This window comes from gamma proteobacterium symbiont of Scutellera amethystina (assembly GCF_059730845.1).
The window spans coordinates 3,943,123-3,959,607 of sequence record NZ_AP035935.1 but is presented as its reverse complement, the minus strand read 5'-3'; the positions used below and the strand labels follow the sequence as shown (position 1 = coordinate 3,959,607).

Sequence of the window (16,485 nt, the reverse complement as noted above, 5' to 3'; positions counted from 1 at the left end):
AAGAACTTCCGCCGGAGAAAAACGCTGAAAAAAGTGTTTGACTCTGAAGGAGGAAAGCGTAATATACGCCACCTCGCGACAGCAGGCTGAATGCCGCGTCGCACCGCTCTTTAACAATTTATCAGACAATCTGTGTGGGCACTCGCAGGATTGATATCACAAGCCTACGGGCTTTAAAAAATATCAAGTCTTTGCTGAGTGAACACGTAATTCATTACGAAGTTTAATTCACAGAGCATCGCTGCACTCGTTGCAGCAAATCAAACTTTAAATTGAAGAGTTTGATCATGGCTCAGATTGAACGCTGGCGGCAGGCCTAACACATGCAAGTCGAACGGCAGCACAGAAGAGCTTGCTCTTTGGGTGGCGAGTGGCGGACGGGTGAGTAATGTCTGGGAAACTGCCCGATGGAGGGGGATAACTACTGGAAACGGTAGCTAATACCGCATAACGTCGCAAGACCAAAGTGGGGGACCTTCGGGCCTCACACCATCGGATGTGCCCAGATGGGATTAGCTAGTAGGTGGGGTAATGGCTCACCTAGGCGACGATCCCTAGCTGGTCTGAGAGGATGACCAGCCACACTGGAACTGAGACACGGTCCAGACTCCTACGGGAGGCAGCAGTGGGGAATATTGCACAATGGGCGCAAGCCTGATGCAGCCATGCCGCGTGTATGAAGAAGGCCTTCGGGTTGTAAAGTACTTTCAGCGGGGAGGAAGGCGGTGAGGTTAATAACCTCGCCGATTGACGTTACCCGCAGAAGAAGCACCGGCTAACTCCGTGCCAGCAGCCGCGGTAATACGGAGGGTGCAAGCGTTAATCGGAATTACTGGGCGTAAAGCGCACGCAGGCGGTCTGTTAAGTCAGATGTGAAATCCCCGGGCTTAACCTGGGAACTGCATTTGAAACTGGCAGGCTTGAGTCTCGTAGAGGGGGGTAGAATTCCAGGTGTAGCGGTGAAATGCGTAGAGATCTGGAGGAATACCGGTGGCGAAGGCGGCCCCCTGGACGAAGACTGACGCTCAGGTGCGAAAGCGTGGGGAGCAAACAGGATTAGATACCCTGGTAGTCCACGCCGTAAACGATGTCGACTTGGAGGTTGTGCCCTTGAGGCGTGGCTTCCGGAGCTAACGCGTTAAGTCGACCGCCTGGGGAGTACGGCCGCAAGGTTAAAACTCAAATGAATTGACGGGGGCCCGCACAAGCGGTGGAGCATGTGGTTTAATTCGATGCAACGCGAAGAACCTTACCTGGCCTTGACATCCAGAGAACTTAGCAGAGATGCTTTGGTGCCTTCGGGAACTCTGAGACAGGTGCTGCATGGCTGTCGTCAGCTCGTGTTGTGAAATGTTGGGTTAAGTCCCGCAACGAGCGCAACCCTTATCCTTTGTTGCCAGCGGTTCGGCCGGGAACTCAAAGGAGACTGCCGGTGATAAACCGGAGGAAGGTGGGGATGACGTCAAGTCATCATGGCCCTTACGGCCAGGGCTACACACGTGCTACAATGGCGCATACAAAGAGAAGCGACCTCGCGAGAGCAAGCGGACCTCATAAAGTGCGTCGTAGTCCGGATTGGAGTCTGCAACTCGACTCCATGAAGTCGGAATCGCTAGTAATCGTAGATCAGAATGCTACGGTGAATACGTTCCCGGGCCTTGTACACACCGCCCGTCACACCATGGGAGTGGGTTGCAAAAGAAGTAGGTAGCTTAACCTTCGGGAGGGCGCTTACCACTTTGTGATTCATGACTGGGGTGAAGTCGTAACAAGGTAACCGTAGGGGAACCTGCGGTTGGATCACCTCCTTACCTGAAGATACTTTCCCGCGAAGTGCTCACACAGATTGTCTGATGAAAAAGTAATGAGCAAAGCGTCTTACGAAAGAGACTTCAGTGTCCCCTTCGTCTAGAGGCCTAGGACACCGCCCTTTCACGGCGGTAACAGGGGTTCGAATCCCCTAGGGGACGCCACTTGCTGGTAATGAGTGAAAGGCGTTACCGATAATACTTCAGAGTGTGCTGATTAAGCATGCTGCGAAGTATTTGCTCTTTAACAATCCGGAACAAGCTGAAAATTGAAACGACACGTCGTATTCATTCTCCGTAATAAGAATGAAATTTACGATGTGTTCGAGTCTCTCAAATTTTCACACCCCATGTGGAATGCAGGAATCAACGAGCATGGAAAAAGGCAAGGCGCATCGGCGCACAGCCAGCGGAGCGTACTGACGTACGTGAGCATGGCGAGCACCGCTGCAACGCAGCATTTTTCCGGCGCAGTGATTCCGGACATGAAACGTCTGTGGGTTGTGAGGTTAAGCGACTAAGCGTACACGGTGGATGCCCTGGCAGTCAGAGGCGATGAAGGACGTGCTAATCTGCGAAAAGCGACGGTAAGGTGATATGAACCGCTACAGCCGTCGATGTCCGAATGGGGAAACCCGGTGCACTCTGTGCATCATCGTTTGATGAATACATAGTCAAACGAGGCGAACCGGGGGAACTGAAACATCTAAGTACCCCGAGGAAAAGAAATCAACCGAGATTCCCCCAGTAGCGGCGAGCGAACGGGGAGCAGCCCAGGACCTGAATCAGCTTGTGCATCAGTGGAAGCGTCTGGAAAGTCGCGCGATACCGGGTGACAGCCCCGTACACGAAGATGCACAGGTTGTGAGTCCGACGAGTAGGGCGGGACACGTGGTATCCTGTCTGAACATGGGGGGACCATCCTCCAAGGCTAAATACTCCTGACTGACCGATAGTGAACCAGTACCGTGAGGGAAAGGCGAAAAGAACCCCGGCGAGGGGAGTGAAACAGAACCTGAAACCGTGTACGTACAAGCAGTGGGAGCACCTTCGGGTGTGACTGCGTACCTTTTGTATAATGGGTCAGCGACTTATATTCTGTAGCAAGGTTAACCGCATAGGGGAGCCGAAGGGAAACCGAGTCTTAACCGGGCGTTAAGTTGCAGGGTATAGACCCGAAACCCGGTGATCTAGCCATGGGCAGGTTGAAGGTTGGGTAACACTAACTGGAGGACCGAACCGACTAATGTTGAAAAATTAGCGGATGACTTGTGGCTGGGGGTGAAAGGCCAATCAAACCGGGAGATAGCTGGTTCTCCCCGAAAGCTATTTAGGTAGCGCCTCGTGAACTCATCTCCGGGGGTAGAGCACTGTTTCGGCTAGGGGGCCATCCCGGCTTACCAACCCGATGCAAACTGCGAATACCGGAGAATGTTATCACGGGAGACACACGGCGGGTGCTAACGTCCGTCGTGAAGAGGGAAACAACCCAGACCGCCAGCTAAGGTCCCAAAGTCATGGTTAAGTGGGAAACGATGTGGGAAGGCACAGACAGCCAGGATGTTGGCTTAGAAGCAGCCATCATTTAAAGAAAGCGTAATAGCTCACTGGTCGAGTCGGCCTGCGCGGAAGATGTAACGGGGCTAAACCATGCACCGAAGCTGCGGCAGCGACACTATGTGTTGTTGGGTAGGGGAGCGTTCTGTAAGCCGCTGAAGGTGTGCTGTGAGGCACGCTGGAGGTATCAGAAGTGCGAATGCTGACATAAGTAACGATAAAGCGGGTGAAAAGCCCGCTCGCCGGAAGACCAAGGGTTCCTGTCCAACGTTAATCGGGGCAGGGTGAGTCGACCCCTAAGGCGAGGCTGAAAAGCGTAGTCGATGGGAAACAGGTTAATATTCCTGTACTTGGTGTTACTGCGAAGGGGGGACGGAGAAGGCTAGGTTATCCGGGCGACGGTTGTCCCGGTTTAAGCGTGCAGGTGTGAAGACCAGGCAAATCCGGTCTTCTTTAACACTGAGGCGTGACGACGAGCCGCCACGGCGGTGAAGTAACTGATGCCCTGCTTCCAGGAAAAGCCTCTAAGCTCCAGGTAACACGAAATCGTACCCCAAACCGACACAGGTGGTCAGGTAGAGAATACCAAGGCGCTTGAGAGAACTCGGGTGAAGGAACTAGGCAAAATGGTGCCGTAACTTCGGGAGAAGGCACGCTGGCGCGTAGGTGAAGGGACTTGCTCCCGGAGCCGAGGCCAGTCGAAGATACCAGCTGGCTGCAACTGTTTATTAAAAACACAGCACTGTGCAAACACGAAAGTGGACGTATACGGTGTGACGCCTGCCCGGTGCCGGAAGGTTAATTGATGGGGTTATCCGCAAGGAGAAGCTCTTGATCGAAGCCCCGGTAAACGGCGGCCGTAACTATAACGGTCCTAAGGTAGCGAAATTCCTTGTCGGGTAAGTTCCGACCTGCACGAATGGCGTAATGATGGCCAGGCTGTCTCCACCCGAGACTCAGTGAAATTGAAATCGCTGTGAAGATGCAGTGTACCCGCGGCAAGACGGAAAGACCCCGTGAACCTTTACTATAGCTTGACACTGAACATTGAGCCTTGATGTGTAGGATAGGTGGGAGGCTTTGAAGCGTGGACGCCAGTCTGCGTGGAGCCAACCTTGAAATACCACCCTTTAATGTTTGATGTTCTAACGTAGGCCCGTAATCCGGGCTGCGGACAGTGTCTGGTGGGTAGTTTGACTGGGGCGGTCTCCTCCCAAAGCGTAACGGAGGAGCACGAAGGTTGGCTAATCCTGGTCGGACATCAGGAGGTTAGTGCAATGGCATAAGCCAGCTTGACTGCGAGAGTGACGGCTCGAGCAGGTGCGAAAGCAGGTCATAGTGATCCGGTGGTTCTGAATGGAAGGGCCATCGCTCAACGGATAAAAGGTACTCCGGGGATAACAGGCTGATACCGCCCAAGAGTTCATATCGACGGCGGTGTTTGGCACCTCGATGTCGGCTCATCACATCCTGGGGCTGAAGTAGGTCCCAAGGGTACGGCTGTTCGCCGTTTAAAGTGGTACGCGAGCTGGGTTTAGAACGTCGTGAGACAGTTCGGTCCCTATCTGCCGTGGGCGCTGGAGAATTGAGGGGGGTTGCTCCTAGTACGAGAGGACCGGAGTGAACGCACCGCTGGTGTTCGGGTTGTCATGCCAATGGCACTGCCCGGTAGCTAAGTGCGGAAGAGATAAGTGCTGAAAGCATCTAAGCACGAAACTTGCCCCGAGATGAGTTCTCCCTGACCCTTTAAGGGTCCTGAAGGGACGTTGAAGACGACGACGTTGATAGGCCGGGTGTGTAAGCGCAGCGATGCGTTGAGCTAACCGGTACTAATGACCCGTGAGGCTTAACCTTACAACGCCAGAGGCGTTTTGGTCTGAGAGACAGAAGAATTTTCAGCTTTGTTCACCGGATTACGTCCAGTGGATTTTGTGCTGTGACAGGGCGGCACGCGAGACGACGTGAAGGAGCATACACGAGTATGTGACTGAGCGGCGCGAGCGGGGCAACGCAGTCAGAGCGCGAAAGACGCGGACGAAAACAGAATTTGCCTGGCGGCAACAGCGCGGTGGTCCCACCTGACCCCATGCCGAACTCAGAAGTGAAACGCCGTAGCGCCGATGGTAGTGTGGGGTCTCCCCATGCGAGAGTAGGGAACTGCCAGGCATCAAACCCGTAAAAAAGCCCCGGACGAGAGTCCGGGGCTTTTTTACGTCCGTACTTCAGCAAATTTCCCGCTAAAAACCCCCTCCATAACGACTTATTTAATCCTGAAAAAATTCTAACGCGCTCTTATTCCGACCTTATTGCTGCTGCTCACCGCGCGGCGCTCACGGCTGTTGCCGTTCAATGCTGAAACATTTTCATAAACCGCATGAAGACTCGACATCCAGCGGCAGCCAGGCTAATCTCGGGCATCTGGATGTCTAAACGTTTATATGGTTATCAGCAAGAGGTCAGCAGGTTATGCCAATCAGGATCCCCGACGAATTACCGGCAGTGAATTTTTTGCGTAATGAGAATGTCTTTGTCATGACCTCATCGCGCGCCAGTGTTCAGGAGATTCGTCCGCTTAAAGTATTGATCCTTAACCTGATGCCCAAGAAAATTGAAACCGAGAACCAGTTTCTGCGCCTGCTCTCTAACTCGCCACTGCAAATCGATGTTCAGCTGTTACGCATCGACAGCCGCGAGTCGCGCAACACGCCAAGCGAGCATCTGAACAACTTCTACTGCAACTTCGACGATATCGCTAACGATAACTTTGACGGCCTGATTGTCACCGGCGCGCCGCTGGGGCTGGTTGATTTCAATGATGTTGCCTACTGGCCACAGATTCAGCGCGTGCTGCACTGGGCGAAAGAGCACGTCACTTCTACCCTGTTTGTTTGCTGGGCGGTGCAGGCGGCGCTTAACATCCTGTATGGCATTCCTAAACAGACGCGACAGAACAAGCTTTCTGGCGTCTATGAGCATCAGATCCTTCATCCACACGCGCTGCTGACGCGCGGTTTTGATGACAACTTTCTGGCGCCGCATTCACGTTATGCTGATTTCCCCAGCCAGCTGATCCGCGACTACACCGATCTCGAGCTGTTTGCCGAATCGGAAAGCACCGGTGCCTATCTGATGGCGAGTAAAGACAAACGCCTGGCGTTTGTCACTGGCCATCCGGAATATGACGCTCTCACGCTGTCGGGTGAGTACCATCGGGACTACGAGGCCGGCCTGCACCCTGAGGTACCGTTCAATTACTTCCCGCAGGACAACCCGGAATTGCCGCCGCGCGCCACCTGGCGTAGCCACGGCAACCTGCTGTTCTCCAACTGGCTCAACTACTACGTCTACCAGATTACGCCATTCGATCTGCGCCACATGAATCCAACGCTCGAGTAAAACGCCTGCTAACAACGCGTTTAAACCTGCCGTGACAGCCGCGTGTTGTCGCGGCTTTTTTTTGCCTTTTTTCTATGATGGAACGTATTGCCTTTATTTCGTGAGATTAAATTACAGTTAAATCAGACAAATAAAATCAAATAAACAATAAAATGGAAATAGTTTTTGAAATTAAAATAAAAATGATTATGCTCTGATCTTGCCGGTTAAAAAACACCCTACAGCCCGATCCTGTCGTTAGAAAAAGGATCAAACCAGGAGGCAGCCCGCATGACAGACACGGTTATCAGCCCGACACTGACCTTTAGCCAGCCCTTTACCCACGCGGAGAAGCAGCTGCTGACGCCCGAATCTATTGATTTCCTGCACTCGCTGGTAGTGCGCTTTGCACCCGAGCGCGAGCGTCTGCTGAAAGCGCGTCAGCAGCGCCAGCAGCGCTACGATCAGGGGGCGTTGCCAGACTTTGATTCGGAAACCGCTTCCATTCGGCAAAGTGACTGGCAGGTGAGACCCATTCCTCAGCTACTGCGCGATCGCCGCGTCGAAATCACCGGTCCGCCAGATCGCAAAATGGTGATCAACGCGCTGAACGCTAACGTCAAAGTGTTCATGGCCGATTTTGAGGATTCGCTGGCACCGACCTGGCAAAAACTGCTTGATGGCCAGCTGGCGTTGCGCGATGCGGTTAACGGCACGCTGAGTTTCACCAGCGAAAACGGCAAGATCTACCAGTTACGATCCGATCCGGCGCTGCTGATGTGCCGGGTTCGCGGCTTACATCTGGATGAGAAGCATGTTGAGTGGCGCGATCGGGCCATTCCCGGCGGGTTATTCGACTTTGCGCTCTATCTGTTTCACAACGTCACCGCGCTGCTGGAGAAGGGCCACGGTCCGTGGTTCTATCTGCCGAAAACCGAGCATGCGGCGGAAGTGGCATGGTGGCGGGAAATCTTCCGCTTCAGTGAAGATCGTTTCGATCTGCCGCGCGGCACCATCAAAGCCACGGTACTGATCGAGACGCTGCCCGCGGTATTCCAGATGGATGAGATCCTGTGGGAACTGCGCGATCACGTGGTTGGCCTCAACTGTGGTCGCTGGGATTACATCTTCAGCTATATCAAAACGCTGGGCCAGCATGGTGACCGCATTCTGCCGGATCGTCAGCAGATCAGCATGGACCAGCCGTTCCTCGAGGCTTATTCGCGCCTGCTGATCAAAACCTGCCACCGGCGCGGTGCGCTGGCGATGGGCGGCATGTCGGCGCTGATCCCGGCCAAAGACGCTGAACGCAACGCCTGGGTGATGCAGAAAGTGCAGGAGGACAAAGCGCGTGAAGCGGGCAACGGACACGACGGTACCTGGGTCGCCCATCCTGGCCTGGCAGACATCGCCATGGCGGAGTTTGACCGTCAGCTGGGCGATCGCCCCAATCAGCTGCACGTCAGTCGTGAACAGGATACGCCGATCACCGCCGAGCGCCTGCTGCGCCCGTGCCGTGGTCAGCGCACTGAAGCCGGGATGCGCGCCAACATCCGCGTTGCGCTGCAGTATCTGGAAGCGTGGATCAGCGGCAATGGCTGCGTGCCTATTGATGGGCTGATGGAGGATGCCGCTACCGCAGAGATTGCCCGCACCTCCATCTGGCAGTGGATTCACCACAAGCAAATCCTCAGCGATGGTCAGCTGGTGACCGCCGCGCTGTTCGAACAGTTTCTTGATGAAGAGCTGGCGGCCCTGCGCAACAGCCTGGGTGACTCGCGCTTTGACGCCGGTCGCTATGAAGATGCGGCTGCGCTGATGGCGCAAATCACCACCGACGAACAACTGGTTCCTTTCCTCACCCTGCCGGGCTACCGCCTGCTGCCCTGACTCTGGAGATACTGCTATGTCAAATCGTACCCAACAGATCGCTCAACTGGAAAACAGCTGGCTGGCATCACGCTGGCAGGGCATTACCCGTCCTTACAGTGCCGAAGAGGTCATTAACCTGCGCGGCTCCGTTAATCCCGCCTGCACGCTGGCGGATCGCGGCGCGAGAAAGCTGTGGGCACTCCTGAACGGTGACGCGCGCAAAGGCTATATCAACAGCCTGGGTGCCCTGACCGGCGGACAGGCGGTGCAGCAGGCGAAAGCCGGCATTGAGGCGATTTATCTCTCCGGCTGGCAGGTGGCGGCCGATGCAAACCTGGCCGGGCAGATGTATCCGGACCAGTCGCTCTACCCGGTCAATTCGGTGCCGAACGTGGTGGAACGTATCAACCAAAGTTTTCAGCGCGCCGATCAAATCCAGTGGGCGAGCGGACTGTCGCCGGACGATGACGGCTTTATCGATTACTACCTGCCGATTGTCGCCGATGCGGAAGCCGGATTTGGTGGGGTGCTCAATGCTTTTGAGCTGATGAAAGCGATGATTCAGGCCGGCGCCGGCGCGGTGCACTTTGAAGATCAGCTGGCGGCGGTGAAGAAGTGCGGGCACATGGGCGGCAAGGTGCTGGTGCCGACGCAGGAAGCGATTCAGAAACTGGTGGCGGCGCGGCTGGCGGCCGATGTGATGGATGTGCCCACGGTGCTGATTGCGCGCACCGATGCCGACGCTGCCGATCTGATTACCTCCGATTGCGACGAGCGCGATGCGCCGTTTATTTCCGGGGAACGGACCGCTGAAGGCTTCTTCCGCACCCATGCCGGTATCGAACAGGCGATTGCCCGCAGCCTGGCGTATGCGCCGTATGCCGATGTGCTGTGGTGCGAAACTTCCACGCCGGATCTGGCGCTGGCGCAGCGCTTCGCCGAGGCGATTCACGCGCAGTATCCCGGCAAGCTGCTGGCTTACAACTGCTCGCCTTCGTTTAACTGGAAGAAGAATCTCGACGATCGCACCATTGCCCGCTTCCAGCAGGCACTGAGCGAGATGGGCTACCGCTTTCAGTTCATCACTCTGGCCGGCATTCACAGCATGTGGTTCAACATGTTCGACCTCGCGCACGCTTATGCGCAGGGCGAAGGCATGCGCCACTACGTGGAAAAGGTGCAGCAGCCGGAATTTGCCGCACGCGAACGCGGCTACACCTTCTCTGCGCATCAGCAGGAAGTGGGCACCGGTTATTTTGACCGCATCACCACGGTGATTCAGGGCGGCAGCTCGTCGGTCACCGCGCTGACCGGCTCCACCGAAGCCGCACAGTTCTGATCAGCGTACTCGCGGTGCGCAGCATGGCGCACCGTTTCACTGGCTCACGCTTGCCGGAGATTGCCGATGTCACCGAGAGAATCCCTTATCGCCCATACGATTCTGCAGGGTTTTGATGCGCAGTACGGTCGCTTTCTCGATATTACCGCAGGCGCGCAGCAGCGCTTTGAACAGGCGGACTGGCAGGCGGTGCAGCAGGCGATGAAAGCGCGTATCCATTTGTATGATCATCACGTCGGGCTGGTCGCCAATCAGTTGCGCATCCTCAACGAGATGGCCGACTGGGATGACGCCTTCTGGCTGCGGGTGAAAAGCCACTATGCCACGCTGCTGCCGGGCTATCCGCGTCATGAAATTGCCGAAAGCTTTTTTAATTCTGTCTATTGTCGCTTGCTGGGGCACAGCCACTTACTGCCTGAGCGGCTGTTTATCCTGCCGTCACAGCCGTACGCGCCCGCGCCGCCGGCGCAGCGACCGCTGTCGCGCCTGTACCGGCCGCAGCACAGCTGGCATGAGACGCTGCGTCAGGTATTGAATGACATTCCCTTGCGGCTGACATGGCAGGATCAGACGCGCGACATCGGCTGGATTGTGCGTCATCTGCACGAGCAGTTCAGCGCGACACAGCTGGCCAATGCCACACTGGACGTCGCCAGCGAGCTGTTTTATCGCAACAAAACCGCCTGGATTGTGGCGCGGCTGCAGCTGAGCGCGGGCGAGATCGTACCGTGTCTGCTGCCGATTCAGCGCGATGACGCCGGCCGGTTGTGGATTGATACCTGTCTCACCGACAGCAATGACGCCAGCATCGTGTTTGGCTTTGCCCGCGCCTATTTCATGGTGTACGCGCCGGTGCCAGCCGCGCTGGTGGCCTGGCTGCAGCCGATTTTGCCGGGCAAAACCCTCGCCGAGCGCTATATGGCGATTGGCTGTCAGAAACACGGTAAAACCGAATGCTATCGCGAATATTTAGATTACCTGGCGCACAGTCAGGAAGCATTCACCATCGCGCCCGGCGTGCGCGGTATGGTGATGCTGGTATTTACGCTGCCTGGTTTTGATCGGGTATTTAAGGTGATTAAAGATCGCTTCGCGCCGCAAAAAGAGGTGACGGATGCGCAGGTGCGCGCCTGTTACCGGCTGGTCAAAGAGCATGACCGCGTCGGGCGCATGGCTGACACCCAGGAGTTTGAGCATTTCGCCATCCCGCGCGCGCGCATTCCGGCGGCGCTGATGGCGGAATTTGAGCGCGAGATTCCGGAAAAAATTGAGCTGCGCGATGACGTACTGATCATCCGCCACTTATGGCTGGAGCGTCGCATGCAGCCGCTTAACCTGTGGCTGATGCAGGCGACGCCGGAACAGCGCCAGCACGCCATTGAGGAGTACGGCGATGCGATTTGTCAGCTGGCGGCGGCCAATATCTTCCCCGGCGATATGCTGTTTAAAAACTTCGGCATGACGCGCCATGGCCGCGTGGTGTTTTACGACTATGATGAAATCCGCCCGATGACCGAGTTGGTGTTCCGCGATGTTCCGGCGGCGCGTTACGAAGAGGATGAGCTGCAGGCCGAGCCGTGGTACAGCGTCGGGCCGGATGATGTGTTTCCGGAAACTTTCCGCTACGCGCTGTGCAGCGAACCGGCGACCGGAAAATTGCTGCAGGAGCTGCATCCGCAGTTGTTCGATCCCGGCTGGTGGCGCGCACTGCAGGCGCGGATCCGTGCCGGGCATATTGAAGAGGTGATGGCGTGGCGCGCCGGACAGCGTTTCAGCGCGCGCTACGCGTCAGTGGCCGCCTAGCGGCCGGCATAGCTCAGTGTTACCTGCTTCGCCGCGCGGATCACCAGCGCCCCGAGTTCAGTAATGCGGTCGTCGGTCATGCGCGCCAGCGGGCCGGAGATGGAGATGGCGGCAAACGGTTCGCCGTGTTCATCATAAATCGGTGCCGCCACACAGCGCAGGCCGAGCGCGTGCTCTTCGTCGTCGTGCGAAAAACCCATCTTACGGATCAGCGCCAGATTCTCCTTCAGGCTATGCGGCGACATCAGGGTTTTCGGCGTGTAGTGATGTAATCCCTTCTGATGCAGCAGAGCGGTGACCTGATCATCGCTAAGGTGAGCGAGAAACGCTTTGCCGGCACCGGACGCATGCATCGGCAACTTGCCGCCAATCGGCGCTGACATGCGCATCAGCTGGGTGCACTGTACCTGGTCAATAATCACCGCCTGATAATCACTGAGATCCAGCACCGCCAGATTCACGGTTTCGCCGGCTTCTTCCATCAGCCGGCGCAGGATCGGGTGCACGATCGCCAGCAGATTGCGGCTCTGCAGAAAACTGCTGCCGACCACAAAGGCATGAGCGCCAATGGTCCATAAACCGAGGTCGCCCACCTGATGCACAAATCCCTGCTGCTGCATGGTAGTCAGCAGGCGATGAGTGGTGGAGTTGGGAAGCCCGGCCTGTTGCGCCAGCTCGGTCAGCGCCACGCTACCGTGTGATTCGGCAATCAGCTCCAGCAAACGCAGCCCGCGCGTCAGAGATTGTACCTGGCCACCGGCAGGGACACTGGCCGCCGGAGCCGTACGGGGTTTTTTGCCGCGTTTCGCGGGCGCAGGGGTTGCCATAACATCTCCACAGTCATTGCAGGTATGGAAACCATTTTCGTTTTTAATGGTATGAATGCAAACGCTGGCTGACTGGTCGGATCTGCTGGTCATTTTGCCGCCGGTGGCCGCAAACGGGTGACTTTTGCTCATTTGAAAGTTGTGCCAGTATGACTGGCTGGCATTTAGCCAGCGTAATGACGTGGATGGGGCAAGAGTGAGCAATAAAACCGCAACGCTACAGCAGCAGCTGGCACAACGCATCATGATTCTGGACGGTGGCATGGGCACCATGATCCAGAGTTACAAACTGGATGAGCAGGATTTTCGCGGCAGCCGCTTCGCTGACTGGCCGTGCGATGTGAAAGGCAATAATGACCTGCTGGTGCTGAGTAAGCCGGACGTCATTCGCGAAATCCACGATGCTTACCTGGCGGCTGGCGCGGATATTCTCGAAACCAACACCTTCAACGCCACCCCGATTGCCATGGCCGACTATGAAATGGCCGCGCTGTCGGCGGAGATCAACTTCGAAGCGGCGAAACTGGCGCGCACCTGCGCCGACGCGTGGACGGCAAAAACGCCCGATCGCCCGCGCTACGTTGCTGGCGTGCTCGGCCCGACCAACCGCACCTGCTCGATCTCGCCTGACGTCAACGATCCCGCGTTTCGTAACATCACCTTCAATCAGCTGGTGGACGCCTACCGCGAATCGACCCATGCGCTGATTAGCGGCGGTGCTGACATCATCATGATCGAAACGGTGTTCGATACCCTGAATGCCAAAGCGGCGATTTATGCGGTACAGAGCGAGATGGAAGCGATGGGCGTGACGCTGCCGCTGATGATCTCCGGCACCATTACCGATGCGTCAGGCCGGACGCTCTCCGGCCAGACCACGGAAGGATTCTACAACTCACTGCGCCACGCGGAGCCGCTGTCGTTCGGCCTCAACTGCGCGCTTGGTCCGGACGAACTGCGCCAGTATGTGCAGGAGCTGTCGCGCATTGCCGAAGGCTATGTCAGCGCCCACCCCAACGCCGGTCTGCCAAATGCCTTCGGCGAATATGACCTTGATGCGGCGACGATGGCGGCGCAGATTGGCGAGTGGGCGCGCGCCGGCTTCCTCAACATTATCGGTGGCTGCTGTGGCACCACGCCGCAGCACATTGCGGCGATGGCGGCAGCGGTCGAGGGCGTGCCACCGCGGCCGCTGCCGGAAATAGCCGTCGCCTGCCGCTTGTCTGGCCTCGAACCGCTCAATATTCAGGCCGATTCACTGTTCGTCAACGTGGGTGAGCGCACTAACGTGACCGGCTCGGCCAAATTTAAGCGCCTGGTTAAAGAAGTGAAGTACAATGAAGCGCTGGACGTGGCGCGCCAGCAGGTGGAAAACGGCGCGCAGATTATCGATATCAATATGGATGAAGGCATGCTGGATGCGGAAGCGGCCATGGTGCGCTTTCTCAACCTGATTGCCGGTGAGCCGGATATTGCGCGTGTGCCGATCATGATCGACTCCTCGAAATGGGAGGTGATTGAGAAAGGCCTGCAGTGCATTCAGGGCAAAGGCATCGTCAACTCCATCTCGATGAAAGAGGGCGTCGAGCCGTTTATTGCGCACGCGCGCAAAGTGCGGCGCTACGGCGCGGCGGTGGTGGTGATGGCGTTCGACGAAGTGGGCCAGGCGGACACCCGCGCGCGCAAAATTGAGATTTGCCGCCGCGCCTACCACATCCTCACCGAAGAGGTTGGTTTCCCGCCGGAAGACATCATTTTCGACCCCAATATCTTTGCCGTGGCCACCGGCATCGAAGAGCACAACAACTACGCGATGGATTTCATCGGTGCCTGTGAAGACATCAAACGCGAACTGCCGCATGCGATGATCTCCGGCGGCGTCTCCAACGTGTCGTTCTCGTTCCGCGGTAACGAACCGGTGCGTGAGGCGATTCACGCGGTGTTCCTCTACTATGCCATCCGCAACGGCATGGACATGGGCATCGTCAACGCCGGTCAGCTGGCGATTTATGACGATTTGCCGGCGGAGCTGCGCGATGCGGTTGAGGACGTGATCCTCAACCGGCGCGACGATGGCACCGAGCGACTGCTGGCGCTGGCGGAGAAGTATCGCGGCAACAAAGGCGAGGGTGAGCAGGACAAGCAGCAGGCCGAATGGCGCAGCTGGGACGTGGTGAAGCGACTGGAATATTCGCTGGTGAAAGGCATCACCGAGTTTATCGAGCAGGACACCGAAGAGGCGCGCCAGGCCGCGGCACGGCCGATTGAAGTCATTGAAGGACCGTTGATGTCCGGCATGAATGTGGTCGGCGATCTGTTTGGCGAGGGCAAAATGTTTCTGCCGCAGGTGGTGAAATCGGCGCGCGTGATGAAGCAGGCGGTGGCCTACCTCGAACCCTTTATCCAGGCGAGCAAAGAGGCCGGCCGCAGCAACGGTAAAATCGTGCTGGCGACGGTAAAAGGCGACGTGCACGACATCGGCAAAAATATTGTTGGCGTGGTGCTGCAGTGTAACAACTACGAAATCATCGACCTGGGCGTGATGGTGCCGGGCGACAAAATCCTGAAAACCGCGCGTGAGGAAAACGCCGACATCATCGGACTTTCCGGCCTGATTACCCCGTCGCTCGACGAGATGGTGAACGTGGCGAAAGAGATGGAGCGCCAGGGCTTTACGCTGCCACTGCTGATTGGCGGGGCCACCACCTCGAAAGCGCACACGGCGGTGAAGATTGAGCAGAATTACAGCGGCCCGACGGTCTATGTGCAGAACGCCTCGCGCACCGTCGGCGTGGTCTCTTCGCTGCTGTCACCCACGCTGAAAGAGGCGTTTGTGGCGCGCACGCGTAAGGAGTACGAAACCGTGCGGATCCAGCACGCGCGTAAAAAGCCGCGTACGCCGCCGGTCACGCTACAGGCCGCGCGCGATAATCATTACGTCATTGACTGGCAACGTTACACGCCACCGGTGGCGCATCGTACCGGCGTCAGCGCAGTGGAGGCCAGTATCGATACGCTGCGCAACTACATCGACTGGACGCCATTTTTTATGACCTGGTCACTGGCCGGCAAATATCCGCGCATTCTCGAAGATGAGGTGGTGGGCGAAGAAGCCACGCGGCTGTTTGCCGATGCCAATGCGATGCTGGATAACCTCAGCGCGCAAGGCACGCTCAGGCCGCGCGGCGTGGTCGGTATTTTCCCGGCTAACCGGGTTGGCGACGACATTGAAATCTACCGTAACGAGACCCGGCGCGAGGTGCTGTGCGTCAGCCATCATTTACGTCAGCAAACGGAAAAAACCGACTTCGCCAACTACTGTCTGGCGGACTTCGTGGCACCGAAATCCAGTGGTAAAGCAGATTATCTCGGCGCGTTTGCCGTCACCGGCGGGCTGGAGGAGGATGCGCTGGCGGCGGCGTTCGATCAGCAGCACGATGATTACAACAAAATCATGGTGAAAGCGGTGGCGGATCGCCTGGCGGAGGCGTTTGCCGAATACCTGCATGAGCGCGTGCGTAAGGTGATCTGGGGCTATGCCGCCCATGAAAATCTCAGCAACGACGAGCTGATTCGCGAAAATTACCAGGGCATTCGTCCGGCGCCGGGCTATCCGGCCTGTCCGGAACACACCGAGAAGGCACAAATCTGGCAGCTGCTGGATGTGGAACATCACACCGGCATGAAGCTGACCGAATCCTTTGCCATGTGGCCCGGTGCCGCGGTGTCCGGCTGGTATTTTAGTCATCCGGAGAGTAAATATTTCGCCGTGGCGCAGATTCAGCGCGACCAGGTGGAAGATTACGCGGCGCGTAAAGGCATGAGCGTCAGCGATGTAGAACGCTGGCTGGCACCGAATTTAGGCTACGACGCGGATTGATGAATTGCCGGCGCAGAGCGCGCG

6 protein-coding genes, 1 tRNA gene and 3 rRNA genes are annotated in these 16,485 nt (G+C 57.0%); 9 read left to right on the top strand and 1 reads right to left on the bottom strand.

All coding sequences use genetic code 11. From position 1 onward, the window contains the following. Window positions 1-269: 269 nt before the first annotated feature. The 8 genes from AC6I79_RS18725 (at window position 270) to aceK (ending at window position 11,754) form a co-directional block, all read left to right on the top strand. Window positions 270-1,811, top strand: a 16S ribosomal RNA gene (locus tag AC6I79_RS18725). Between the two features lie 86 nt (window positions 1,812-1,897). Then, window positions 1,898-1,973 (top strand) — tRNA-Glu (locus tag AC6I79_RS18720). Window positions 1,974-2,315: 342 nt separating this feature from the next. Continuing rightward, window positions 2,316-5,219 (top strand): 23S ribosomal RNA (locus AC6I79_RS18715). A gap of 196 nt (window positions 5,220-5,415) precedes the next feature. Further along, a 5S ribosomal RNA gene (gene rrf / locus AC6I79_RS18710) occupies window positions 5,416-5,531 on the top strand. Together the 16S, 23S and 5S rRNA genes with 1 tRNA gene alongside form the textbook arrangement of a ribosomal RNA operon. Before the next feature lie 300 nt (window positions 5,532-5,831). Then, window positions 5,832-6,761 carry a homoserine O-acetyltransferase MetA gene (gene metA / locus AC6I79_RS18705; RefSeq protein WP_031279798.1) on the top strand — a complete coding sequence of 310 codons (930 nt, stop codon included), beginning with the start codon at window positions 5,832-5,834 and terminating at the stop codon, window positions 6,759-6,761. A 270-nt stretch (window positions 6,762-7,031) separates the two neighbouring features. Continuing rightward, on the top strand, window positions 7,032-8,630 hold the full coding sequence (gene aceB, locus AC6I79_RS18700; RefSeq protein WP_498027474.1) for a malate synthase A: 1,599 nt from the start codon (window positions 7,032-7,034) through the stop codon (window positions 8,628-8,630). 16 nt (window positions 8,631-8,646) lie between these two features. Further along, the gene (aceA, locus tag AC6I79_RS18695) at window positions 8,647-9,951 is read left to right on the top strand and encodes an isocitrate lyase (protein ID WP_498027473.1); all 1,305 of its coding nucleotides are present in this window, start codon (window positions 8,647-8,649) and stop codon (window positions 9,949-9,951) included. Between the two features lie 66 nt (window positions 9,952-10,017). Next, window positions 10,018-11,754, top strand: coding sequence for a bifunctional isocitrate dehydrogenase kinase/phosphatase (gene aceK / locus AC6I79_RS18690; RefSeq protein WP_498027472.1), 1,737 nt, complete (start codon window positions 10,018-10,020; stop codon window positions 11,752-11,754). On the opposite strand, the gene iclR is transcribed toward aceK, so the two are convergent. After that, a complete protein-coding gene (iclR, locus tag AC6I79_RS18685) occupies window positions 11,751-12,581 on the bottom strand; it encodes a glyoxylate bypass operon transcriptional repressor IclR (RefSeq protein WP_141496141.1) in 831 nt (276 codons plus the stop codon). The genes aceK and iclR overlap by 4 nt on opposite strands. Window positions 12,582-12,777: 196 nt before the next feature. On the opposite strand from iclR, the gene metH reads away from it, so the two are divergent. Beyond that, complete coding sequence (gene metH / locus AC6I79_RS18680) at window positions 12,778-16,461, top strand: methionine synthase (protein WP_498027471.1); 3,684 nt, start codon at window positions 12,778-12,780, stop codon at window positions 16,459-16,461. Window positions 16,462-16,485: the final 24 nt, after the last annotated feature.